At 58.5% G+C, this 22144-nt stretch carries 18 protein-coding genes and 1 pseudogene; 6 read left to right on the top strand and 13 right to left on the bottom strand.

All coding sequences use genetic code 11. From position 1 onward, the window contains the following. Window positions 1-104: 104 nt before the first annotated feature. The gene (locus J4D25_RS15620) at window positions 105-1943 is read right to left on the bottom strand and encodes a sigma-54-dependent Fis family transcriptional regulator (RefSeq protein ID WP_057714144.1); all 1839 of its coding nucleotides are present in this window, start codon (window positions 1941-1943) and stop codon (window positions 105-107) included. 376 nt (window positions 1944-2319) lie between these two features. On the opposite strand from J4D25_RS15620, the gene J4D25_RS15615 reads away from it, so the two are divergent. Genes J4D25_RS15615 through J4D25_RS15590 form a run of 6 tightly spaced genes read left to right on the top strand, consistent with a single transcriptional unit; the run spans window position 2320 to window position 8273 of the window. Next, a complete protein-coding gene (locus tag J4D25_RS15615) occupies window positions 2320-3414 on the top strand; it encodes an ABC transporter ATP-binding protein (protein ID WP_057714145.1) in 1095 nt (364 codons plus the stop codon). Beyond that, on the top strand, window positions 3414-4529 hold the full coding sequence (locus J4D25_RS15610) for an ABC transporter ATP-binding protein (RefSeq protein ID WP_057714146.1): 1116 nt from the start codon (window positions 3414-3416) through the stop codon (window positions 4527-4529). Before J4D25_RS15615 ends, J4D25_RS15610 begins: the two co-directional genes overlap by 1 nt. Beyond that, the gene (locus J4D25_RS15605) at window positions 4526-5392 is read left to right on the top strand and encodes a carbohydrate ABC transporter permease (protein WP_008046507.1); all 867 of its coding nucleotides are present in this window, start codon (window positions 4526-4528) and stop codon (window positions 5390-5392) included. The genes J4D25_RS15610 and J4D25_RS15605 overlap by 4 nt, the downstream gene beginning before the upstream one ends. Window positions 5393-5399: 7 nt before the next feature. Then, the gene (locus J4D25_RS15600) at window positions 5400-6200 is read left to right on the top strand and encodes a carbohydrate ABC transporter permease (RefSeq protein ID WP_008046506.1); all 801 of its coding nucleotides are present in this window, start codon (window positions 5400-5402) and stop codon (window positions 6198-6200) included. Window positions 6201-6210: 10 nt separating this feature from the next. Beyond that, window positions 6211-6483, top strand: coding sequence for a DUF2160 domain-containing protein (locus J4D25_RS15595; protein WP_057716585.1), 273 nt, complete (start codon window positions 6211-6213; stop codon window positions 6481-6483). 47 nt (window positions 6484-6530) lie between these two features. Beyond that, entirely contained in the window at window positions 6531-8273 is a 1743-nt protein-coding gene (locus J4D25_RS15590; protein WP_057714147.1) for an ABC transporter substrate-binding protein, read from the top strand. Between the two features lie 80 nt (window positions 8274-8353). On the opposite strand, the gene J4D25_RS15585 is transcribed toward J4D25_RS15590, so the two are convergent. From J4D25_RS15585 to nuoG, 12 genes and pseudogenes are all read right to left on the bottom strand, one after another. Beyond that, a complete protein-coding gene (locus tag J4D25_RS15585; RefSeq protein WP_198530236.1) occupies window positions 8354-9388 on the bottom strand; it encodes a 2Fe-2S iron-sulfur cluster-binding protein in 1035 nt (344 codons plus the stop codon). Between the two features lie 68 nt (window positions 9389-9456). Beyond that, window positions 9457-10368 carry a diiron oxygenase gene (locus J4D25_RS15580; protein ID WP_057714149.1) on the bottom strand — a complete coding sequence of 304 codons (912 nt, stop codon included), beginning with the start codon at window positions 10366-10368 and terminating at the stop codon, window positions 9457-9459. Window positions 10369-10411: 43 nt separating this feature from the next. After that, window positions 10412-11110 carry a glutamine amidotransferase gene (locus J4D25_RS15575; RefSeq protein ID WP_057714150.1) on the bottom strand — a complete coding sequence of 233 codons (699 nt, stop codon included), beginning with the start codon at window positions 11108-11110 and terminating at the stop codon, window positions 10412-10414. A 446-nt stretch (window positions 11111-11556) separates the two neighbouring features. After that, window positions 11557-11673: pseudogene (locus tag J4D25_RS27045) on the bottom strand (PIN domain nuclease); the annotation flags it as partial. A 378-nt stretch (window positions 11674-12051) separates the two neighbouring features. Then, window positions 12052-13515, bottom strand: coding sequence for an NADH-quinone oxidoreductase subunit NuoN (gene nuoN / locus J4D25_RS15570; protein WP_057714152.1), 1464 nt, complete (start codon window positions 13513-13515; stop codon window positions 12052-12054). A 7-nt stretch (window positions 13516-13522) separates the two neighbouring features. Beyond that, window positions 13523-15055: an NADH-quinone oxidoreductase subunit M gene (gene nuoM, locus J4D25_RS15565; protein WP_057714153.1), complete on the bottom strand. Its 1533-nt coding sequence runs from the start codon at window positions 15053-15055 to the stop codon at window positions 13523-13525. 39 nt (window positions 15056-15094) lie between these two features. Next, on the bottom strand, window positions 15095-16948 hold the full coding sequence (nuoL, locus tag J4D25_RS15560; RefSeq protein ID WP_057714154.1) for an NADH-quinone oxidoreductase subunit L: 1854 nt from the start codon (window positions 16946-16948) through the stop codon (window positions 15095-15097). Next, window positions 16945-17253 carry an NADH-quinone oxidoreductase subunit NuoK gene (nuoK, locus tag J4D25_RS15555; protein ID WP_007946416.1) on the bottom strand — a complete coding sequence of 103 codons (309 nt, stop codon included), beginning with the start codon at window positions 17251-17253 and terminating at the stop codon, window positions 16945-16947. Before nuoK ends, nuoL begins: the two co-directional genes overlap by 4 nt. A 2-nt stretch (window positions 17254-17255) precedes the next feature. Beyond that, the gene (gene nuoJ / locus J4D25_RS15550) at window positions 17256-17759 is read right to left on the bottom strand and encodes an NADH-quinone oxidoreductase subunit J (protein ID WP_053161453.1); all 504 of its coding nucleotides are present in this window, start codon (window positions 17757-17759) and stop codon (window positions 17256-17258) included. Between the two features lie 9 nt (window positions 17760-17768). Further along, window positions 17769-18314 carry an NADH-quinone oxidoreductase subunit NuoI gene (gene nuoI / locus J4D25_RS15545; protein ID WP_191622226.1) on the bottom strand — a complete coding sequence of 182 codons (546 nt, stop codon included), beginning with the start codon at window positions 18312-18314 and terminating at the stop codon, window positions 17769-17771. A 12-nt stretch (window positions 18315-18326) separates the two neighbouring features. Continuing rightward, on the bottom strand, window positions 18327-19334 hold the full coding sequence (gene nuoH / locus J4D25_RS15540) for an NADH-quinone oxidoreductase subunit NuoH (RefSeq protein ID WP_057714156.1): 1008 nt from the start codon (window positions 19332-19334) through the stop codon (window positions 18327-18329). Next, window positions 19331-22045 carry an NADH-quinone oxidoreductase subunit NuoG gene (gene nuoG / locus J4D25_RS15535; RefSeq protein ID WP_057714157.1) on the bottom strand — a complete coding sequence of 905 codons (2715 nt, stop codon included), beginning with the start codon at window positions 22043-22045 and terminating at the stop codon, window positions 19331-19333. Before nuoG ends, nuoH begins: the two co-directional genes overlap by 4 nt. Window positions 22046-22144: the final 99 nt, after the last annotated feature.

Below are 22144 nucleotides of genomic sequence, written 5' to 3'. Positions count from 1 at the left end.
ACAGGTTCTGTGGTATGCGCAGATTTTGTGTTCGACACGGACATTGTGGGAGCGAGCTTGCTCGCGATGGACTCAAGCCGAATATTACCGCTGCGATTCACTCGTCATTCAGTCTGGCGCAACCGCTTGTAAAGGGTATTGCGACTAACTCCCAACCGCCGGGCCAGATACGAAATATTCCCCCCCGCCGCCTGCAACTGCCGATTCAAATCCTCGACATCATTCAGATCCACGGTCAAAGGCTCCGGCGTCTCCACCGGTTCCATCTCCAGATCAACAAAAAAATCATCCGGCAAATGCTCCGGCCTTATCGGTTGTTCCTCGGCCATGGCCAACGCCACCTGCATCACGCTGCTGACCTGACGCAGGTTTCCCGGCCACGGATGGCGCTCGAACAGCTCCAATACCTCGCGGCTCAGTCCGGCCCATTGGCTTGGTTCGCGATGCTGTTCCCACAGGCGTTTGAACAACGCCTCTTTATCACTGCGCTCTCTTAACGGTGGCAGTTCCAGGGTCAGGCCGCCGATGCGGTAATACAGGTCTTCACGAAACCGCCCCAGTTGTACCTGTTCGCGTAACGAGCGATTGGTCGCTGAAATGATGCGCAAGTCCACAGGAAACAACTCGCTGCTGCCCACGGGCTGCACGCAACGCTCCTGCAACACCCGCAACAGTCGCGCCTGGGTTGGCAGTGGCATATCGCCGATTTCATCGAGGAACAGCGTGCCTTTGTCAGCCTTGCGGATCAGGCCGATGCTGCCTTTCTGGTTAGCGCCGGTGAACGCGCCTTTCTCGTAGCCGAACAGCTCTGACTCGACCAGTTCGGCGGGGATCGCTGCACAGTTCACCGCAATAAACGCCTGTTTGCTGCGAGAGCTGGCCTGATGCAGGGCTTTGACGAAAACTTCCTTACCGACGCCAGTCTCGCCGTGGATTAACAGCGGAATGTCTTTTTCCAGCAAACGCTCGGCCTGGCGCACAGCTTTTTCCACGCGGATGTCGCCGAAGTGCAGGGTGTTGAGGCTGATCGCGGCCGGTGTTGGCGCAGTCACGGCAGGTTCGGCGAACACTCGCGGCTGAATCGGAACCTGCTTGGGTCTTTTCAGCAGACACTGGAAGCGGTTGCGCCCGGAAGCCTGCAGCGAGAAGGGCAAGCCTTCGGGTTGGTTCAGCAACTCCAGCAGCGAGACCTTGAACAGGCTTTCGACACTGACCCGCGACAGGCTGATGCCCAGCAGGTTGTCGGCCCGGCGGTTGGCCGACAGCACCTGGCCGGTTTCATCAAATATCAGCAATCCGGCCCACTGACTGTCGAGGTTATTCAGCCCGGTGTTGAACGTCAGTTGGAAATGCTGGCCATGGAACAGGTTGAGGATCAACCGGTTTTCCACGGTCTGGCTCATCATCTTGACCATGCCCAGGGTGTGGGAGGGCGGCAGGTAGCTGTCGCTGGACACGTCCAGCACCGCGATCACCTTGCGCTCGGTATCGAATATCGGCGCGGCGGAACCGGTCATGAAGCGGTTGGCCTTGAGGAAATGTTCGTCGTGCTCGATGTGCACCGCTTGCTCGCAGGCCAGGGCGGTGCCAATGGCGTTGGTGCCGGTGCAGCGTTCCATCCAGCTGGCGCCGGCGCTGAAACCCCGGGCCAGTTTCGGTTCGATAAAGCGCTGGGTGCCCCACGACGTGAGCACCTGGCCCTGATGGTCGGCGAGCATGATCAGGCAATTGGAGTTGCTCAGGATGTTCTCGTAGTAGGGCAGCACTTCCTGATGGGTGGTTTGCACCAGTGAATGCTGGCTCTCCAGCAGTTGCGCGATGCCTGCAGCCGGCAATGGGTCGAATGCCGGCGTGCTCTGATGACTGAGGCCGAACGCGCGGCAACGGGACCAGGAGTCCTGGATGATGGCGTCGTGGGACAGCGGCGAGGCGGGTGCGGCCATGGCAGTCGATCTCTGAGCAAGCTTTTATTGTTGTTATTCAATTACACATGGCGCCCTGTAGGAGCGAGCTTGCTCGCGATGGACGTGAGGTCGCCTCGTTCCTTCAGGCAGCCCTCGTCACGTTGACCTCCATCGCGAGCAAGCTCACTCCTACAAGGGCCGGAATACGGTCTGTAGAGTGTTGTTCACTAATGTTCATTGTCAACCGTTGAAGTGTTCAGTTGTTCAGTCGCGGTTGTTCATTTGTGTTCAGCAATGAACGTGACTCTGTAGTCATTTTCAGGAATTTCAAACTGAATCAATCGTTTGCAATTTCTGGCACAAATGTCGCTATACAGCTCCGGTCGCTTGACTCCAATAAGAAAAAGGCCGAGCCATGTCACTCACCCTGGAACACGTCAGCCGCACCGTCGAGGGCCAGACCTGGATCGACGATGCCAACCTGAGTTTTGAACCCGGTTCCTTCAACGTTTTGCTGGGTCGCACCTTGTCCGGCAAGACCAGCCTGATGCGCCTGATGGCCGGTCTGGACAAGCCCGACAGCGGCCGCATCCTGATGAATGGCGTCGATGTCACCCAGCGCCCCGTGCGCTTGCGCAATGTGTCGATGGTCTATCAGCAGTTCATCAACTACCCGACCATGACGGTGTTCGACAACATCGCCTCGCCGCTGCGTCAGGCTGGTGTTTCCAGCGAGCAAATTCAGAGCAAGGTGCTGGAAACCGCGAAGATGCTGCGCATCGAGAAGTTTCTCAAACGCTATCCGCTGGAGCTTTCCGGTGGTCAGCAACAACGCACGGCCATGGCCCGGGCGCTGGTCAAGGATGCCGAGCTGATCCTGTTCGACGAGCCGCTGGTCAACCTCGACTACAAGTTGCGCGAAGAACTGCGCCAGGAAATGCGCGAGCTGTTCAAGGCGCGCCACACCATCGCGATCTACGCCACCACCGAGCCCAACGAGGCCCTGGCCCTGGGCGGCACCACCACCATTCTTCACGAAGGCCGGGTGATCCAGAGCGGCCAGTCTTCGTCGGTCTATCATCAGCCGCAAACGGTGCTGGCGGCGGAGCTGTTCTCCGAGCCGCCGATCAACCTGATGCCGGGGCGCATTGCCGGCAACGAAGTGAGTTTCGCCAATTTCGTGCACTTCCCGCTGAACGTCGATCTGCGCCCGGTGGGCGAGGGCGAGTTCCGTTTCGGCGTGCGACCCAGCCATATCTCGCTGGTGCCGAGCAACGACGATGACCTCGAATTGGCGGTGACTGTCGAAGTCGCGGAAATCAGTGGCTCGGAAACCTTTCTGCACGTGCGCAACGAGCATTTCCTGCTGGTGCTGCACTTGCCCGGCGTTCACGAATACGACGTCGATGCGCCGATCCGCATCTACATCCCGACCCATAAACTGTTTGTGTTCGATACGCAGGGGCGGCTGGTCCAGGCGCCGGGCCGGCGTGTCACGAGGGTTGCCTGATGGCCGAAATCCGTTTGCAGAACCTCGCCCACAGCTACACCAAGACTCCGGCGGGACCGGAGGACTACGCGATCCGCGAGATGGACCACATCTGGGAGCAGGGTGGCGCCTACGCCTTGCTCGGTCCGTCGGGCTGCGGTAAATCAACCTTGCTCAACATCATTTCCGGGCTGCTCAGCCCGTCCCAGGGCCATGTGCTGTTCGACGGCAAAGCGGTCAACAACCTGACCCCGGAGAAGCGCAACATCGCCCAGGTTTTCCAGTTCCCGGTGGTCTACGACACCATGACGGTGTTCGACAACCTGGCCTTCCCGCTGCGCAATCAGGGCATGGCCGAGGCCCGGGTGCATAGCAAGGTGCAGGAAATCGCCGAAGTTCTCGACCTGCAGAACCTGTTGAGCAAAAAGGCCCGCAACCTCACCGCCGACGAAAAACAGAAAGTCTCCATGGGGCGTGGGCTGGTGCGCGACGACGTGTCGGCGATCCTGTTCGATGAACCGCTGACGGTGATCGACCCGCACCTCAAGTGGAAACTGCGGCGCAAGCTCAAGCAGATCCACGAACAGTTCAATATCACCATGGTCTACGTCACCCACGATCAGCTGGAGGCCTCGACCTTCGCCGACAAGATTGCGGTGATGTACGGCGGGCAGATCGTGCAATTCGGCACGCCAAGGGAGTTGTTCGAGCGCCCGAGCCACACCTTTGTCGGCTACTTCATTGGCAGCCCCGGGATGAACCTGATCGAGGTGCAGCCGCAACCGGGTGGCGTCGGTTTCGCCTCGACTCACCTGCCGCTGTCCGAGGCGATGCAGCAGCGTATTGCTGAATCGGAGTGGAAAACCCTGAAGGTCGGCATTCGTCCGGAGTTCGTCCATGTGTGGGACGAAGCCTTTGATGACGCGCTGCGGGCACAGGTCGTACACGTCGAAGACCTGGGCACCTACAAGATCATGACCCTCAACCTCGATGGCGTCCCCCTGAAAGTGCGCCTGGCCGAAGACAAGCCGGTGCCGCAAGGCACGGCGTACATCAGTTTTCCGGCACAGTGGCTGATGGTCTACGCCGATGAATTCCTGCTCGAAGCCAATGCCAACCAAGAGGCGCAGCCATGAACAAGGTGCAGAACAACAAGGCCTGGTGGCTGGTGCTGCCGGTGTTCCTGCTGGTGGCGTTCAGTGCGGTGATCCCGATGATGACCGTGGTCAACTATTCGGTGCAGGACATCTTCGACCAGTCCAGCCGCTACTTTGTCGGCGCCGATTGGTACAAGCAGGTGCTGCTCGATCCGCGCCTGCACGACTCGTTGCTGCGCCAGTTCATCTACTCGGCTTGCGTGCTGTTGATCGAGATCCCGCTGGGGATTGCGATTGCCCTGACCATGCCGACCAAAGGGCGCTGGTCGTCGGTGGTGCTGATCATCCTGGCGATTCCATTGCTGATCCCGTGGAACGTGGTCGGCACCATCTGGCAGATCTTCGGCCGGGCCGACATCGGTCTGCTGGGGGCGAGCCTCAAGGCCATGGGCATCAGCTACAACTATGCGGCGAACACCATGGACGCCTGGGTCACCGTACTGGTGATGGACGTCTGGCACTGGACCTCGCTGGTGGCGCTGTTGTGCTTCTCCGGCCTGCGGGCGATTCCGGATGTGTATTACCAGGCGGCGCGGATCGACCGTGCCTCGGCCTGGGCGGTGTTCCGGCATATCCAGTTGCCCAAGCTCAAGAGTGTGCTGCTGATCGCGGTGATGCTGCGCTTCATGGACAGTTTCATGATCTACACCGAGCCCTTCGTGCTTACGGGTGGCGGTCCGGGCAATTCCACGACCTTCTTGAGCCAGACCCTGACGCAAATGGCGATCGGGCAGTTCGACCTGGGGCCGGCCGCCGCATTCTCGCTGGTGTACTTCCTGATCATCCTGTTGGTGTCCTGGCTGTTCTACACCGCCATGACTCACTCCGACGCCAACCGCTGAGGCCATCATGAGCAAGAGAAAGCTGATTCCACTGCTGATCTACATCCTGTTCCTGCTGGTGCCGATCTACTGGCTGCTGAACATGTCCTTCAAGAGCAACAGCGAAATCCTCGGTGGCCTGACGTTGTTTCCGCAGGATTTCACCCTGGCGAACTACAAGGTGATCTTCACCGATCCGAGCTGGTACACCGGTTACATCAACTCGGCGTACTACGTGAGCCTGAACACGATCATTTCCCTGACCGTGGCCTTGCCGGCGGCCTATGCGTTCTCGCGCTACCGCTTCCTCGGTGACAAGCACCTGTTCTTCTGGCTGCTGACCAACCGCATGGCGCCACCGGCGGTGTTCCTGTTGCCGTTCTTCCAGCTGTATTCCTCGATCGGGCTGTTCGATACCCACATCGCCGTGGCCCTGGCCCATTGCCTGTTCAACGTGCCGCTGGCGGTGTGGATTCTCGAAGGCTTCATGTCCGGCGTGCCCAAGGAGATCGACGAAACCGCCTACATCGATGGTTACAGCTTTCCCAAGTTCTTCGTGAAGATTTTCATCCCGCTGATCGGCTCCGGCATCGGCGTCACGGCGTTCTTCTGCTTCATGTTTTCCTGGGTCGAACTGCTGCTGGCGCGAACCCTCACGTCGGTGAACGCCAAACCGATCGCAGCGGTGATGACCCGCACGGTCTCGGCATCCGGTATCGACTGGGGCGTGCTGGCGGCGGCGGGGGTGTTGACCATCCTGCCGGGCATGTTGGTGATCTGGTTTGTTCGCAACCACGTGGCCAAGGGCTTTGCCCTGGGCCGGGTATGAGGAACTGATGATGGAATGGATGAGTTGGACCGTCCCCACGGCGGCGTTCTTCGGCGTCATTGCCTTGATCCTGGTGGGCATGACCACCTGGGAACTGCGTTCGCCGAGCGTGCTCAGGCGAGGTTTTCTGCCGATTGCCACCACCCGTGGCGATCGGTTGTTCATCGGTCTTCTCGGCAGCGCCTACCTGCATCTGCTGGTAATCGGCGTCACCGACTGGAGCATCTGGGTCGCCTTCGCGATGTCCCTGGTGTGGCTGTTGGCTGTGATGCGTTGGGGCTAGTCGAATCGCTCGGCAATGTTGCTCCGAAACTCAATAAGGAGGTCTCTATGTTCGACAAAAACAATAAGCTGCGACATAGCATTTCATTGGCAGCCATGCTGGCACTCAGCGGTTTGAGCGCATCTGCCTGGGCCGATGCCTATGAAGACGCGGCGAAGAAATGGATCGGCAGTGAATTCAAGCCGTCCACCCTGACGGCCGATCAACAACTCGAAGAGCTGAAGTGGTTCATCAAGGCGGCGGAGCCGTTTCGCGGGATGAGCATCAAAGTGGTGTCGGAAACCATCGCCACCCACGAGTATGAGTCCAAGGTGCTGGCCAAGGCCTTCACCGAGATCACCGGGATCAAGCTGACCCACGACCTGCTGCAGGAAGGCGACGTGGTGGAAAAGCTGCAGACCCAGATGCAGTCGGACAAGAACATCTATGACGGCTGGGTCAACGACTCGGACCTGATTGGTACACACTTCCGTTACGGCAAGACCGAATCGATCACCGACCTGATGGCCAACGAGGGCAAGAACTTCACCTCGCCGACCCTGGACATCAAGGACTTCATCGGCATCTCCTTCACCACCGCGCCGGACGGCAAGATCTATCAATTGCCCGACCAGCAGTTCGCCAACCTGTACTGGTTCCGCGCCGACTGGTTCGAGCGTGCGGACCTGAAGGCCAAGTTCAAGGAAAAGTACGGCTACGAGTTGGGCGTACCAGTGAACTGGTCGGCCTATGAAGACATCGCCAAATTCTTCAGCGAAGACGTCAAGGAAATCGACGGCAAGCGCGTTTACGGGCACATGGATTACGGCAAGAAAGACCCGTCGCTGGGTTGGCGTTTCACCGATGCCTGGTTCTCCATGGCAGGCGCTGGCGATAAAGGCATACCTAACGGCTTGCCGGTGGACGAGTGGGGGATCCGCGTCGAGGATTGTCATCCGGTCGGCTCCAGCGTGACCCGCGGTGGCGACACCAACGGCCCGGCAGCAGTGTATGCGACCACCAAGTATGTTGACTGGATGAAGAAGTACGCGCCACCGGAAGCGGCGGGCATGACTTTCTCCGAATCAGGTCCCGTGCCATCCCAGGGCAACATTGCCCAGCAGATCTTCTGGTACACCGCATTTACCGCCGACATGACCAAGCCTGGCCTTCCGGTGATGAACGCCGACGGCACGCCGAAATGGCGCATGGCGCCTTCGCCGAAAGGTCCATATTGGGAAGAGGGCATGAAGCTCGGTTATCAGGACGCCGGTTCCTGGACATTCATGAAGTCCACGCCTGAGAAACAAAAACTGGCGGCCTGGCTGTACGCGCAGTTCGTGACCTCGAAAACCGTATCGCTGAAGAAAACCATCGTCGGCCTGACCCCGATCCGCGAATCGGACATCAACTCCCAGGCCATGACCGACCTGGCGCCGAAACTCGGTGGCCTGGTGGAGTTCTACCGCAGCCCGGCCCGCGTGCAATGGACCCCGACCGGGACCAACGTGCCTGATTATCCTCGCCTCGCGCAGTTGTGGTGGAGCCACATCGCAGAAGCCGCCAGCGGCGAGAAAACCCCGCAAGAGGCGCTGGATGGCCTGGCCAAGGATCAGGACGCAATCATGACCCGTCTGGAACGCTCGAAGGCACAAGCCACCTGCGCCCCGAAAATGAATCCAGAGCGCGATGCGCAATACTGGTTCGACCAACCGGGCGCACCGAAGCCGAAACTGGCGAACGAAAAGCCTAAGGGTGAAACCGTGAGCTACACCGAACTGCTGAAATCGTGGGAGGCGGCGCGTAAGTAAAGCCTTGGAGTGTGAAAGGCGAACGGCACCGGGAGGTGCCGTTTTTTCGCCGTGAATGTTCGCCTTGGCTGCATGCACGGTCAGACTTCAATTGAGAGCTCGCCACCCTCGGCATATGTGCAACAAGCTAATGCGAAACCCGCCTCCAGTTCCGTAGTGCTGAGCGAGAAGTCAGGCGCTCTTTTGCATGCCCCGGAAATAACCTTGATCCTGCAACTGCCACAGATGCCTGAGCGACACTGACTGCGGATGGGTACCTGGTTGGCTTCCAACGCATCAAGCAGCGTTTGTCCACTACTGACCTGGAAATGGTGGTCCTGCTGATTTGATCGAGCACAGACAGTGGTCAGCGGGCTGTGTTCGGCTGCTGGTTCTGACTGTTCCACGCTGCTGAACGCTTCAATGAAACAGGGGATGTTGTGATTCAGCTCCTTGACCAATACCTGCTGGGCGACGGAAAAGCCATGGCTGCCGCAAATGACTGCCGCGTCGACGGGAACTAAATCCGGTAAGGAAAGTTTAACCAGCCGTCCTCCGGTAAAGTGGTGAGAGTGTGTATCGATTGATTCTCGAGTAATAAAAAAACGAACGTTGAACCAGTTCGATCGAAACGCTAAGGCGAGGAGTTCCGCGAGGAAAGGTATGCTCGCAATCGTAGGTGAACTAACCAGCAGCGTTACTCTGGGAATGGGTTTATCTTTGCTTTCAAGCTCGACAAGGCTACGGATCAGCGCGATCGGCAATGTGATGCCGATACCGCCTGCCAGCATCAAGACATGCCGGTAGGCGATAATACTGTCCGAAGTGATGTTGCCACCAACGTTGGAAAAACAAAGGAGTGATCCGCAGCCGACGTTCGAATACAAAGTGTCCGATACTCCATTGTTGCCGGTGCGCTTGACCGTGATTTCAATTTGATTGATATCTCGCACCGCCGTGATCGAGTAATTACGTTGTTGTGCCGTGCCAGAGCGGTCTGGATGATTGATCGCAATATATCGTCCCGGCTTTAATTCATTGGGTTCAATGCATTGGGGCAATCGCAGCAGGTAAGTCTTCGTGTTGGTTGCTGCATCTGAGATTTTCTCGCAACTCAAGAACGTAAGCCGCTCCATGGTCGTCCCCTTCATGGTAAAGAGATAAGTACGTTTTTAATGAGTTGTTCAAGAAGTGCCAGCTGATATCAGTGGGTTTCTTCGAGACCTATTCTGCTCAGTAATTTGTCGACCGATTCGGTGTAAACGTTGACTTCGCCAAGTGTCGCCGTGTCGTGGATGATGTCCGCATAGCGAGGCAGGCGAGCATGAGAAAATGCCATTTCCCAAGCCCCCATTTCATTGTTTGCAAACATTGATACGGTTTTTTTAATAATGGCCTTTAAATGCGTTTTTTCATGTTGAGATAGCGTCGATATCAGATCTGCCGCTACATAACTGAATACACTGGAATGACTCCATTCATCCATCGCATGGGTCTTGGTGACTTGATGGCAAATGCTTTGAACGGAACTGTCTTCGGCCAGCGTTTTAAGATAGTCCGTAATCAGCGTTTCACTGGCGCAGGCGATACCGAAGCGAGTGAGTCTGCGCTCCCATTCGGCAGAACAGGACGATAGCACCCAATTCTTCCATTTGATCAGGTTGAAGTCGGTGAAATTCAGGTGTGCAAGATCTCTGTGGTGATAAATGTAGTTGCATGCGGTGACCGACATCTTGGTGTGCAGTGCTTCGTCAAGCAGTGCTTCGGAGATGGACTCCTGAAGCAATGCTCGATTCCTTGTTGCGCTGGGTGGCGTTTTGATGATGTCCTCGCAAGCTGGCGTGACGATGTCGCATTCGATGTAAATGGTTTTCAGGTTATAGATGATCCATGCATAGGAAAGGCATGTTGATTTCATTTCGGGAGAGGCTTCGATCCAGGCAGGGTGATTTCTGAAGGGAAGCAAGCTCTCGCAAAAGTCGTTTTTGCCGGGATCGAAGGCTAGCTCGGAATAAGTAGGTTGTTTGTTATTGACTGCGGCTCGGGTGCTCCAAAGCACCGAAAGTTTTTCGAGCATCTGTGCAACCGAGTAAGTTTGAATGTCGTGAGTGTTCATGATAGTTACCTTTTGTTCTAAATAGTCGGCCAGATGAGCTTTGTTAGAGTGGCAGGTCGAGCCAGTTTGAAATGATTTTCGGGGCAACGGTTTTCAATGACTTACCGTGTAAAGCTATCTGTCGACGCAAGTCGCGAGGGTCAATTGAGGCCATGTTCAATTCGGCTGCGTGACCGATCAGCCATTGTTCAAAGCGGTCAGGATCAATTTCCAGGTGGAACTGTAGACCCAGTATGTTTTTGCCGACACTAAACGCCTGATTGGCACAGAGTTTACTGCTCGCCAAGTGATGAGCCCCTTTGGGGATGTCGAATTGATCTCCGTGCCAATGCAATACGGCGACATCGTCGTTCAATAGATCAAGGCAGGAAGGGGGTGCGTCATTACTCAACTGTAAAGGGCTGAAGCCAATCTCCAAGTGCCCCATTGGATAAACGGAGGCTCCCAACACCCTCGCTATCAGCTGGGCACCAAGACAGATTCCCAACGTTTTCTTGTTGCTTTGCAAACGTGCGTTGATAAGTGCAATTTCATTTTCTATGAATGGGTATTTTTTTTCATCATAAGCACCGATCGGCCCTCCCAATATCACCATCAGATCAGGCGTTATGGGATCAACTGCCTGCAGCTCTTCCGAAGTGGCATCAATAATATGAATATTATAATTGCGTTGAATCAGCGGCTGTTCAAGTGTGCCAAGATCTTCAAAGTTTAAGTGTCGAATCACGAGTGCGTTTTTCATTGTGGCCCGTTTCTTGTAGTTGATCTGGGCGATAAGTTAAACTCGGTACTCAGGTGTTGTCGAACGGCAAAATGTAAGAATTATGCAATAACATTTTTATTTGTTTGGTTTTTTATCCGTCGCCGGCCTCAATTCACTATGAATGCGAGGACTTTCTGACTCAGTCTTTAGGGGGGTGTGATGCAAACGCCGAATAAAGATTGAATATATGTGACAAGAACTGACGTTCACATGGGAAGCATCCCTTCGGAAACCTGAATCAATAGCTGCTTGCAATGCTTGGTTCTTGCTGTCGGCGATTTCTGATGGGACATACAGATATTCTCCGGCAATAGGGTGGGCATCGATCTTAAAAAAACCAAACGAAAGAACGCCACTCGGAGGTGCCGATTTGTTTGGCCAGTGCCCCCGGATCGCCCCCGGAGCAGGCTCGCGAACAGGCCATCCGCTGCGCTGACATAAATGTCGGCAGCGTTCTCAATGAGCTTTCTGGCTTTACCCGAAAGCTGCGGATCATCACTGAGTGTCCAGAGTAAATTACGCGTGTCGAGTAGAAGCCTCATTCGTGAGTGCCTTCAAAAACATCAAGCATTTCAACTGGTAGTGGCGCGTCAAAATCTTCTGGGAGCACCAATTTGCCTTTCATCGTTCCGATTCGCTGCCCGACATTACCTTTGCGTTCGGCAGCAAAGGCATCGAAACCCTCTACGATTTCGGAAAAATCTCACGTTTTATTGTTAGTTCTCGCATTGGTTTATCAATCTAGAAGTCATTCAAGATAGAACCAAGTGCTCAATGCTGAATGTAGGACGAGGCGGGTAATCCCGCATGAGCTTTCGGGGATTGTCGGAGGAGGGGAGCGCGCCGGTAACATATCCTACAAACGCAAAAACGGCACCCGAAGGTGCCGTTTTTGTTTGTTACCGAGAACGCTTAAGCGATCAACCCGCCAGGCCCGACTGTTGAACCAGGTTCAGCAGCGGTTGTGGGTACAGGCCAAGGAAGAAGGCCAGTACCGCGATGGCCAGCAGCATCACGCCGCCTGCACGTTGTTCCCAGTGCAACTGGGCGTCGACGCGACGCAGGTTCGGTTCGATCAGGTACAGGGTGACCATGACGCGCAGGTAGTAGAACACGCCGATGGCACTGCCCAATACGAGCGAACCGACCAGCCACCACTGATGGGACTCGACGCCGGTGGCGATGATGTAGAACTTGCCGATGAAGCCCGCGGTCAGCGGGATACCGGCCAGGGACAGCATCATCACGGTCAGCACGGCGGTCAGGTACGGACGGCGCCAGAACAGGCCGCGGTATTCGTACAGGGCGTCTGCGTCACGGCCTTTGTACGGCGAGGACATCAGGGTGATCACACCGAAAGCGCCGAGGCTGGTGATCACGTAGGTGACCAGGTACACGCCGATGGCTTCCACGGCCAGGCCCTTGCTCGCCACCAAGGCGATCAGCAGGTAGCCGAAGTGGGCGATGGACGAGTAACCCAGCAGACGCTTGAGGTTGCTCTGGGTCAGGGCCAGCAGGTTACCGAACAGGATCGACGCGATGGCGATGATGGTCAGCACGTTGCTCAGGACGCCGCTGCTTGCAGCAGGGGAGATCTGGAACAGGCGCACCATGACCGCGAACACCGCCACTTTGGCAGCGGTCGCCAGGAACGCGGCAACCGGCGCCGGGGCCCCTTCGTAAACGTCCGGTGTCCAGAGGTGGAAGGGTACCAGCGACAGCTTGAACGCCAGGCCGATCAGCATCATGCCCAGGCCCAGTTGTGCCAACGAGCTTGGCAGACCGGTAGCCGCCAGCGCCTGACCGATGCCGACGAAGCTCAGGGAACCCGAGTCTGCGTACAGCAGGGCCATACCGAACAACAGGAACGCGGAACCGGCCGCCGACAGCACCATGTACTTGATACCGGCTTCCAGCGAGCGCTTGTTGAAGAAGGCATAGGCCACCAGACCGTAGACCGGCACCGACAGCAGTTCCAGACCGACGAACAACCCGGCCAGGTGCTGTGCGCTGACCAGCACCAGGCCACCGGCGGCGGACATCAGGATCAGCAAGTACAGTTCTTCACGGTTGCCCGGGTAACCCGTGCCGCCATCGCCGAGGTAGGCGTGGGCGAGGGTGACACAAGCGAGGGTGGCGACCAGGATCAGCGCCATGTACAAGCAAGCGAAGCTATCGATTTGCAGCAGTGGGGTCACAGCCAGTGGCGCGACCTTCAAGGCTGGCAGGATCGACAGCAACGCCAGGTTCAGACCCGCCACCGACAGCAGGAAGGTCTGGGAGTGGTTGCGGCGCCAGGCAATTGCCAGCATCACCACGATGATCGTGGCGCTGGTAATCAACAGCGGCGCTAGCGCGATAAAGTGTTGAGTCGTGAATTCCATAGCGCTCTTACCGGGCCGAAGCGAGTTGAGTGAAGGCGGTGCCGAGCCATTGCTGCACGCCATGCATCGTAGCGGCAGAGGTATCGAGGAACGGTTGTGGATAGACGCCGATGTAAATCAGCAGCGCTGCCAGACCGGCCACCATGATCAGTTCGCGACCATCCATGCCATGCAGTACCGCGTCCGATTTGGCCGGGCCGAAGTAGGCACGATGGATCATGATCAGCGAGTAGACCGAACCGAACACCAGGCCGGACGTCGCGATGATGGTGACCCATGGAGCGATCGGGAAGGTGCCGATCAGGATCAGGAACTCACCGACGAAGTTACCGGTACCCGGCAAGCCCAGGGACGCCGCGGCGAAGAACAGGCTGAGAGCCGGCAGGTAGGCGATCTTCGACCACAGGCCACCCATCTCGCGCATGTCGCGGGTGTGGGTGCGTTCGTACAACTGGCCACTCAGGATAAAGAGTGCCGCCGCCGACAGACCGTGGGCCAGCATCTGCATCACCGCGCCCTGCAGCGCCAGTTGGCTGCCGGAGTAGATGCCGATCAGAACGAAGCCCATGTGGGAAACGGACGAGAAGGCAATCAGACGCTTGATGTCGGTTTGCGCGAACGCCAGGAACGCACCGTAGAAAATCCCGATCAGACCCAGGGTCATGGCGAACGGCGCGAACTCGGCCGACGCATTCGGGAACAGCGGCAGGGCGAAACGCAGCAGGCCGTAGGCAGCGGTTTTCAGCAAGATACCGGCGAGGTCGACGGAACCTGCAGTCGGCGCCTGGGCGTGAGCGTCAGGCAACCAGGAGTGGAACGGCACGACTGGCAGCTTCACCGCGAAGGCGATGAAGAAGCCGAGCATCAGGATGTACTCGGTGGTCGTCGACATCTTGGTTTTCAACAGGTCGGCGTAGTTGAAGGTAATCACGCCGGTGTCGTTGAAGTTGACCAGTACCAGACCCAGGATCGCCACCAGCATGATCAGGCCGGAAGCCTGAGTGAAGATGAAGAACTTGGTCGCCGCGTAGATCCGGGTTTTCTTGCCGTCCGAAGAACTGTGACCCCAGAGCGCGATGAGGAAGTACATCGGCACCAGCATCATTTCCCAGAAGAAGAAGAACATGAACAGGTCGAGGGCGAGGAACACACCGACGACACCGCCCAGGATCCACATCAGGTTCAGGTGGAAGAAGCCCACGTGACGCTGGATCTCTTTCCACGAGCAGAGTACCGAGAGGACACCCAGCAGACCGGTCAGCATGATCATCAACAGCGACAGGCCGTCGAGGGCCAGGTGCACGTTGATGCCGAAGCGCTGGATCCAGACGTGCTTGAACTCAAGCGCCCAGGTCGGGTCGGCGCCAGGCGCCGGGGCAAATGAATAATCACCGTTGGCCCACAGCCAGAGGCCGAGGGAGAGCAACAGGGACATGGTGATCAGCGCAATCCAGCGGGGGAGGGTGGCGCCGAAACGCTCACCCATCCAGCACAGCAGGCCGCCGATGAAGGGGATCAGGATTAGCCAAGGCAGAATCATGACGGGCTCAATTCCTTTCGCAAGTTCGCAAGGTTCATATCAGACCGCTACCAGCACGACGGCGCCGATAACCAGCACGGCACCAGCAGCCATCGAGGCGGCATACCAACGCAGTTGACCGGTCTCGGTACGGCTCAGGGCGGTGTGACCGCCTTTGGCCATGCGCGGGATCAGACCGATGGTCTGGTCCAGCGGGTCTTTGCGCAGGATGTGGATGATCGCCAGGTACGGCTTGACGAACAGTTTGTCGTAGATCCAGTCGAAGCCCCAGGCAGCGAACCACCAGGCCGAGAGGAAACGGCCGATGCCGCTGTTGGCGATGGCGGTGACGAAGCGACGCTTGCCGAGGAACAGCAATGCGGCCAGCAGGATACCGGCCAAGGCGATGGCGCCCGAGGCGATTTCCAGGCTGTGCTTGGCTTCGCCGCCGGCATGGCCGACGCTTTGCGGCAGTACGCCGTGCAGCGGTGGAACGATCATCGCGCCGACGAAGGTTGACAGTACGATCAGCACCGACAGTGGCAACCAGTGAGCGATGCCGTGACCGGCGTGGGCTTCGGTCTTCGCTTCACCGTGGAACGCGATGAAGATCAGGCGGAAGGTGTACAACGAAGTCATGAATGCGCCGACCAGACCTGCGTAGAGCAGACCGTTGTTGCCGCTGGCGAACGCTTCCCAGAGGATTTCGTCCTTGGAGTAGAAGCCTGCGGTTACCAGTGGCAGGGCCGCCAGGGCCGCGCCGCCGACGATGAAGCTGGCGTAGGCCAGTGGCAGCTTCTTCCACAGACCACCCATCTTGAAGATGTTCTGCTCGTGGTGGCAGGCAACGATCACCGCACCGGAGGCAAGGAACAGCAGGGCCTTGAAGAAGGCGTGGGTCATCAGGTGGAAGATCGCGCCGTCCCAGGCGCCGACGCCCAGGGCCAGGAACATGTAGCCGATCTGGCTCATGGTCGAGTAGGCGAGGATACGCTTGATGTCGGTCTGAACCAGGGCTGCGAAGCCGGCCAGAACCAGGGTCACGCCACCGACGATGCCGACCAGGTGCAGGATTTCCGGCGCCAGGGTGAACAGGCCATGGGTACGGGCGATCAGGTAGACACCGGCGGTCACCATGGTTGCGGCGTGGATCAGTGCCGAAACCGGGGTAGGACCGGCCATCGCATCCGCCAGCCAGGTTTGCAGCGGCAGTTGCGCGGATTTACCGACAGCACCACCGAGCAGCATCAGGGTGGCCATGACCATCCAGAAGTCGCCGGACTGGAATTTCTGCGGAGCCAGTACCAGCAGTTCCTGAACGTTCAGCGTGCCCAGTTGGGCAAACAGAATGAACAGGCCGATGGCCATGAACACGTCACCGATACGGGTCACGATAAAGGCTTTGAGTGCCGCGTTACCGTTGTTGCGGTTGCTGTAGTAGAAACCGATCAACAGGTAGGAGCACAGGCCCACGCCTTCCCAGCCGAAGTACAGGAACAACAGGTTATCGCCCAGCACCAGGAACAGCATGCTGGCGATAAACAGGTTGGTGTAGGCGAAGAAGCGCGAGTAACCGGCTTCACCGCGCATGTACCAGGACGCGAACAGGTGGATCAGGAAGCCGACGCCAACCACCACACCGAGCATGGTCAGGGACAGACCATCCAGGTACAGCGCGAAGTTCGGCGTGAAGCCTTCCACCGCCATCCACTGCCACAACACCTGGGTGTAGTGGCCGCCTTCAGGTGGTGCGACATTGAATTGCCAGATCACGTAAGCCGCGACGATGGCGGACAAGCCGACGGAACCGACGCCGATCAGCGCCGAAAGGTTTTCCGAGAGACGGCCGCGAGAAAACGCCAGCAGCAGGAAACCGATGAGAGGGAACAGGAAAGTCAGATAGAGAAGATTCATCCGCGCATCTCACTGGCAGCGTCGATATCGAGCGTGTGGAAGCGGCGATACAGTTGCAGCAGGATCGCCAGGCCGATACTGGCCTCGGCGGCTGCCAGGCTGATCACCAGGATGAACATGATCTGTCCATCCGGCTGTGCCCAGCGGCTACCGGCAACGATGAACGCCAACGCGGAGGCATTCATCATGACCTCCAGGCTCATCAGCACGAAAAGGATGTTGCGGCGGACCATCAGGCCGACCAGACCGAGGCAGAACAGGATGCCGGCGACCGCCAGACCATGCTCCATGGGGATAGCAGGCATCGTCATTGCTCCTTGGCTTCGTTGCGGCCCAAGTGGAACGCCGTGACGGCTGCGGCGAGCAGCAGCATCGAGGCGAGTTCGACCACCAGCAGGTACGGACCGAACAGGCTGATGCCCACGGCCTTGGCGTCTACGGTGGTATGGCCGATGGCTTCACCGGTCTGGTGGGAGAACAGCACGTACAGCAGTTCCACCAGCAGCAGCGCGGCGAGGAGCACCGGGCCGCCCCAGATACCGGGCTTGAGCCAGACGCGCTCTTGCTGAACCGAGGCCGGGCCAAGGTTCAGCATCATCACCACGAACACGAACAGCACCATGATGGCGCCAGCGTAGGCGATCACTTCCAGGACGCCGGCGAACGGCGCGCCGAGGGCGAAGAAGGTCATCGCCACGGCAATCAGCGAAATGATCAGGTAGAGCAGGGCGTGCACAGGGTTGGTGTTGGTGATCACGCGAAGCGTGGACACCACAGCGATACCCGATGCGAAATAGAAAGCGAATTCCATCTTTCTTCCTTAAGGCAGCAAGCTCTTCACGTTGATCGGCTGGGCTTCGTTCTGCGCGGAGCCTTTCGGCTTCCCGGCAATCGCCATACCTGCAACACGATAGAAGTTGTAATCAGGGTTTTTGCCGGGGCCGGAGATCAGCAGATCTTCTTTCTCGTAAACCAGGTCCTGACGTTTGAACTCGGCCATTTCGAAATCCGGTGTCAGCTGGATCGCGGTGGTCGGGCAGGCTTCCTCGCAGAGGCCGCAAAAAATGCAGCGCGAGAAGTTGATGCGGAAGAAGTCCGGGTACCAGCGACCGTCTTCGGTTTCAGCTTTCTGCAGCGAGATGCAACCGACCGGGCACGCCACGGCGCACAGGTTACAGGCTACACAACGCTCTTCGCCGTCGGGGTCGCGGGTCAGGACGATACGACCACGGTAGCGCGGCGGCAGGTAGACCGGTTCTTCCGGGTACTGCAGCGTGTCGCGCTTGCGGAAGGCGTGGCCGAAAATCATCACCAGGCTGCGAAGCTGGGTGAAGAAGCCATGCACGATGTCAAATATGTACTTCATGATTCTCTATCCTCACTGAGCCGCGACGGCGGGCGTGTTGAGCAACACGATCGCAGCGGTCACCAGCATGTTGACGAGGGTCAGCGGCAGGCAGAACTTCCAGCTGAAATCCATCACCTGGTCATACCGTGGGCGCGGAATCGAAGCGCGCAACAGGATGAACATCATGATGAAGAACGCGGTTTTCAGTGCGAACCAGATGAACGGGATCTGCGGCAGGATGCCGAACGGACCGTGCCAGCCACCGAAGAACAAGGTCACCAGCAGCGCCGAGATCAGCACGATGCCGATGTACTCGCCGACGAAGAACATGCCCCATTTCATGCCGGCGTATTCAATGTGGTAACCGTCTGCCAGTTCCTGTTCCGCTTCCGGCTGGTCGAACGGGTGACGGTGAGTCACGGCCACGCCAGCGATGAAGAAGGTCAGGAAGCCGAAGATCTGCGGAATGATGAACCACAGGTTCTGCGCTTGATATTCAACGATGTCGCGCATGTTGAACGAGCCGACCTGGATCACGATGCCCATCAGCGACAGGCCCATGAACACTTCGTACGACACGGTCTGCGCCGAGGCGCGCAAGCTGCCCAGCAGGGCGAACTTGTTGTTGCTCGACCAGCCGGCGAACAGCACCGCGTAGACCGACAGGCCAGCCATGGCGAAGAAGAACAGGATACCGATGTTGATGTCCGCCACGCCCCAGGTCGGGGTGATCGGGATGATCGCGAAGGCAATCAGCAGGGCGCTCATGGCGACTACCGGTGCCAGGGTGAAGATCATCTTGTCGGCGAATGGAGGCGTCCAGTCTTCCTTGAAGAACATCTTGATCATGTCGGCGGCGATCTGGAACGCGCCGAACGGACCGACGCGGTTCGGACCGTAACGGTCCTGCCAGAGGGCGAGCAGACGACGCTCGACCCAACTCAGCAGGGCACCGCAAACCACCACGGCGAGCAGAATCACCACGGCCTTGAGGATCGTGATGATGATGTCGATCACTTCAGGAGTGAACCAGGTCATTGAGCTGCCTCCTGCAGACCGTCAACGGATTTGCCAAAGATCGCTGGCGGAATGCCGGCGATGCCCGCAGGCAGTGCCACCAGACCGGCGCCCAGCTCTTCGTTGATGCGCAGCGGCAGACGCAGGGTCTGGCCAGCGATATTCAAGCTCAGCATCGCGCCGTCATTGACACCCAGGCGGTCGGCTTCGGACTTGGCCAGCGACACGTAGGCGGCCGGGATGCGTTCCTGAACCGGCGCGGCTTTCGAAGAGTTCTCTTCGCTGCCGAACAGGTGGAAGAACGGCACGACTTGCCAGGTACCTTGTGCCGGGTTGAACGCGCGCGGAACACTGGCGAACCAGTTCAGCGAGTCACCGCTGCTTTCGATCAGGCGGGTGCCCGGGTCGCCAGCGCGGATGTGACCACCGACTTCGTCCTGGAACTTGTTCCAGGCCTGCGGCGAGTTCCAGCCCGGAGACCAGGCGAATGGCACTTGCTGACGCGGTTCGACCGAGCCCGAGTAACCTTCCATCGAGAAGTTGAACGCGGTGTCGTTGTCTTGCGGGGCACGCGGTTCGTGCACGTTGATGTCGGCGCGCATGGCGGTACGACCGGAGTAACGCAGCGGTTCGCGGGCCAGTTTCATGCCCTTGATGCGGAACGCGGCGGACGGAGCGGCATCGACGATGCGATTCAGGATCGAAGTGCTGGAAGCGACGGCGGCGGTGGCGTGGTCCAGTTGGGTCCAGTCGATCGGCTGGTTCAGCAGGGTCGCGCGCAGGGCATGCAGCCAGCGCCAGCCTTCGTGAACCAGGATGCTCGCGTCCATGTACTTCGGATCGAAGACCTGGAAGAAGCGCTGGGCGCGGCCTTCCTGGCTGACCAGGGTGCCGTCGCCTTCAGCGAAGCTGGCGGCTGGCAGAACCAGGTGCGCGCGATCGCTGGTGGCAGTCTTCTGATGGTCGGCGACGATCAGCACTTTGGCGGCGGTCAGGGCGGCATCGACCTTGGCCTTGTCGGTACGGGTATACAGATCGTTTTCCAGCACGACGATGGCGTCGGCACGGCCATCAATCACGGCTTGCAGCGCGGCGTCGACCGATTCGCCACCGAGCATGGCCAGGCCGAGGCTGTTGGCCTCTGGCACGATCAGGCTGATGGAACCGTTCTTCTCGCGCAGCTTCAACGCTTTGGCAATGTTCGCAGCAGCTTCGATCAACGCCTTGGAACCCAACGAGGTACCGGCAATGATCAATGGACGTTTGGCAGCGAGCAGGGCGTCGGCAATGCGCTTGGCCAGTTCGAGTGCTTCAGCATCCAGGCCTTCAACGGCCGGAGCGCTGGCGTCGAGGGCGTGAGCCACGGCGAAACCGATGCGGGCCAGGTCGTCTGGAGCGGCGTGAACGCATTCTTCAGCGATGTCGTCGAGCTTGGTTTCAGCCAGGCTGGCGATGAACAGCGGGTTCAGCGCGTGCTGGCCGATGTTTTTCACCGCGGCGTCGAGCCAAGGCTGGACGCGCATGGCGTCGGCCATGTCTTCGGCCTTGCCCTTGACCGATTGACGCAGGGACAGGGCCATGCGCGCAGCAGTCTGGGTCAGGTCTTCACCGAGGACGAACACGGCGTCGTGGTCTTCAATGTCGCGCATGTTCGGTACTGGCAGCGGGCTGTCTTTGAGCACTTGCAGGACCAGGCGGATGCGCTCCAGCTCGGCAGCTTCGATACCGGAGTAGAAGTGCTCGGCACCGACCAGTTCGCGCAACGCGTAGTTGCTTTCGAGGCTGGCGCGGGGCGAACCGATACCGACGATGTTGCGACCGCGCAGCAGGTCCGCGGCTTTATCCAGCGCTTCGTCGAGGCTCAGCTTGGTGCCGCCCGCCAGCTGCGGCTGGCGTGGGCGGTCTTCGCGGTTGACGTAGCCATAGCCGAAACGGCCACGGTCGCACAGGAAGTACTGGTTCACCGAACCGTTGAAACGGTTTTCGATACGACGCAGTTCGCCGTAACGCTCGCCCGGGGAGATGTTGCAACCACTGGAGCAGCCATGGCAGATGCTCGGCGAGAACTGCATGTCCCACTTGCGGTTGTAGCGCTCGGAGTGAGTCTTGTCGGTGAACACACCGGTCGGGCAGACCTCGGTGAGGTTGCCGGAGAACTCGCTTTCCAGGGTGCCGTCTTCAACGCGACCGAAGTACACGTTGTCGTGGGCGCCAAACACACCGAGATCGGTGCCGCCGGCGTAGTCCTTATAGAAGCGCACGCAGCGGTAGCAGGCGATGCAGCGGTTCATTTCGTGGGAAATGAACGGGCCCAGTTGCTGGTTCTGGTGGGTACGCTTGGTGAAGCGGTAACGGCGCTCGTTGTGGCCGGTCATTACCGTCATGTCTTGCAGGTGGCAGTGACCGCCTTCTTCACAGACCGGGCAGTCGTGAGGGTGGTTGGTCATCAGCCATTCGACAACACTGGCGCGGAAGGCCTTGGATTCTTCATCTTCGATGGAGATCCAGGTGTTGTCGGTGGCAGGGGTCATGCAGGACATCACGATACGACCACGGGTGTCGTTCTCGTCGGTGTACTGCTTGACCGCGCACTGGCGGCAAGCGCCAACGCTGCCGAGGGCAGGGTGCCAGCAGAAATACGGAATATCGAGGCCCAGAGACAGACATGCCTGTAACAGGTTGTCTGCCCCATCGACTTCGAGCGCTTTGCCGTCTACGTGGATAGTGGCCATGGTTCAAAGTTCTTCGTTGGCCCGGTGTCAGCGGGCGTGGCTAATGGAATCTTGTTATCCGCGTGAATCAACACAGCCGTTAAAGGCGTCATCACACGA

This window comes from Pseudomonas sp. GW456-L13 (assembly GCF_017350115.1).
GTDB classification, from domain to species: Bacteria; Pseudomonadota; Gammaproteobacteria; order Pseudomonadales; family Pseudomonadaceae; genus Aquipseudomonas; species Aquipseudomonas jessenii.
The sequence above is the reverse complement of the archived record's forward strand: the minus strand, read 5'-3'. Positions and strand labels throughout refer to the sequence as shown.

Excerpts from the sequence above, each read along its gene's own strand:
- J4D25_RS15620 (WP_057714144.1), bottom strand. The coding sequence starts at position 1,943 with ATGGCCGCACCCGCCTCGCCGCTGTCCCACGACGCCATCATCCAGGAC.
- J4D25_RS15615 (WP_057714145.1), top strand. The coding sequence starts at position 2,320 with ATGTCACTCACCCTGGAACACGTCAGCCGCACCGTCGAGGGCCAGACC.
- J4D25_RS15610 (WP_057714146.1), top strand. The coding sequence starts at position 3,414 with ATGGCCGAAATCCGTTTGCAGAACCTCGCCCACAGCTACACCAAGACT.
- J4D25_RS15605 (WP_008046507.1), top strand. The coding sequence starts at position 4,526 with ATGAACAAGGTGCAGAACAACAAGGCCTGGTGGCTGGTGCTGCCGGTG.
- J4D25_RS15600 (WP_008046506.1), top strand. The coding sequence starts at position 5,400 with ATGAGCAAGAGAAAGCTGATTCCACTGCTGATCTACATCCTGTTCCTG.
- J4D25_RS15595 (WP_057716585.1), top strand. The coding sequence starts at position 6,211 with ATGGAATGGATGAGTTGGACCGTCCCCACGGCGGCGTTCTTCGGCGTC.
- J4D25_RS15590 (WP_057714147.1), top strand. The coding sequence starts at position 6,531 with ATGTTCGACAAAAACAATAAGCTGCGACATAGCATTTCATTGGCAGCC.
- J4D25_RS15585 (WP_198530236.1), bottom strand. The coding sequence starts at position 9,388 with ATGGAGCGGCTTACGTTCTTGAGTTGCGAGAAAATCTCAGATGCAGCA.
- J4D25_RS15580 (WP_057714149.1), bottom strand. The coding sequence starts at position 10,368 with ATGAACACTCACGACATTCAAACTTACTCGGTTGCACAGATGCTCGAA.
- J4D25_RS15575 (WP_057714150.1), bottom strand. The coding sequence starts at position 11,110 with ATGAAAAACGCACTCGTGATTCGACACTTAAACTTTGAAGATCTTGGC.
- nuoN (WP_057714152.1), bottom strand. The coding sequence starts at position 13,515 with ATGGAATTCACGACTCAACACTTTATCGCGCTAGCGCCGCTGTTGATT.
- nuoM (WP_057714153.1), bottom strand. The coding sequence starts at position 15,055 with ATGATTCTGCCTTGGCTAATCCTGATCCCCTTCATCGGCGGCCTGCTG.
- nuoL (WP_057714154.1), bottom strand. The coding sequence starts at position 16,948 with ATGAATCTTCTCTATCTGACTTTCCTGTTCCCTCTCATCGGTTTCCTG.
- nuoK (WP_007946416.1), bottom strand. The coding sequence starts at position 17,253 with ATGCCTGCTATCCCCATGGAGCATGGTCTGGCGGTCGCCGGCATCCTG.
- nuoJ (WP_053161453.1), bottom strand. The coding sequence starts at position 17,759 with ATGGAATTCGCTTTCTATTTCGCATCGGGTATCGCTGTGGTGTCCACG.
- nuoI (WP_191622226.1), bottom strand. The coding sequence starts at position 18,314 with ATGAAGTACATATTTGACATCGTGCATGGCTTCTTCACCCAGCTTCGC.
- nuoH (WP_057714156.1), bottom strand. The coding sequence starts at position 19,334 with ATGACCTGGTTCACTCCTGAAGTGATCGACATCATCATCACGATCCTC.
- nuoG (WP_057714157.1), bottom strand. The coding sequence starts at position 22,045 with ATGGCCACTATCCACGTAGACGGCAAAGCGCTCGAAGTCGATGGGGCA.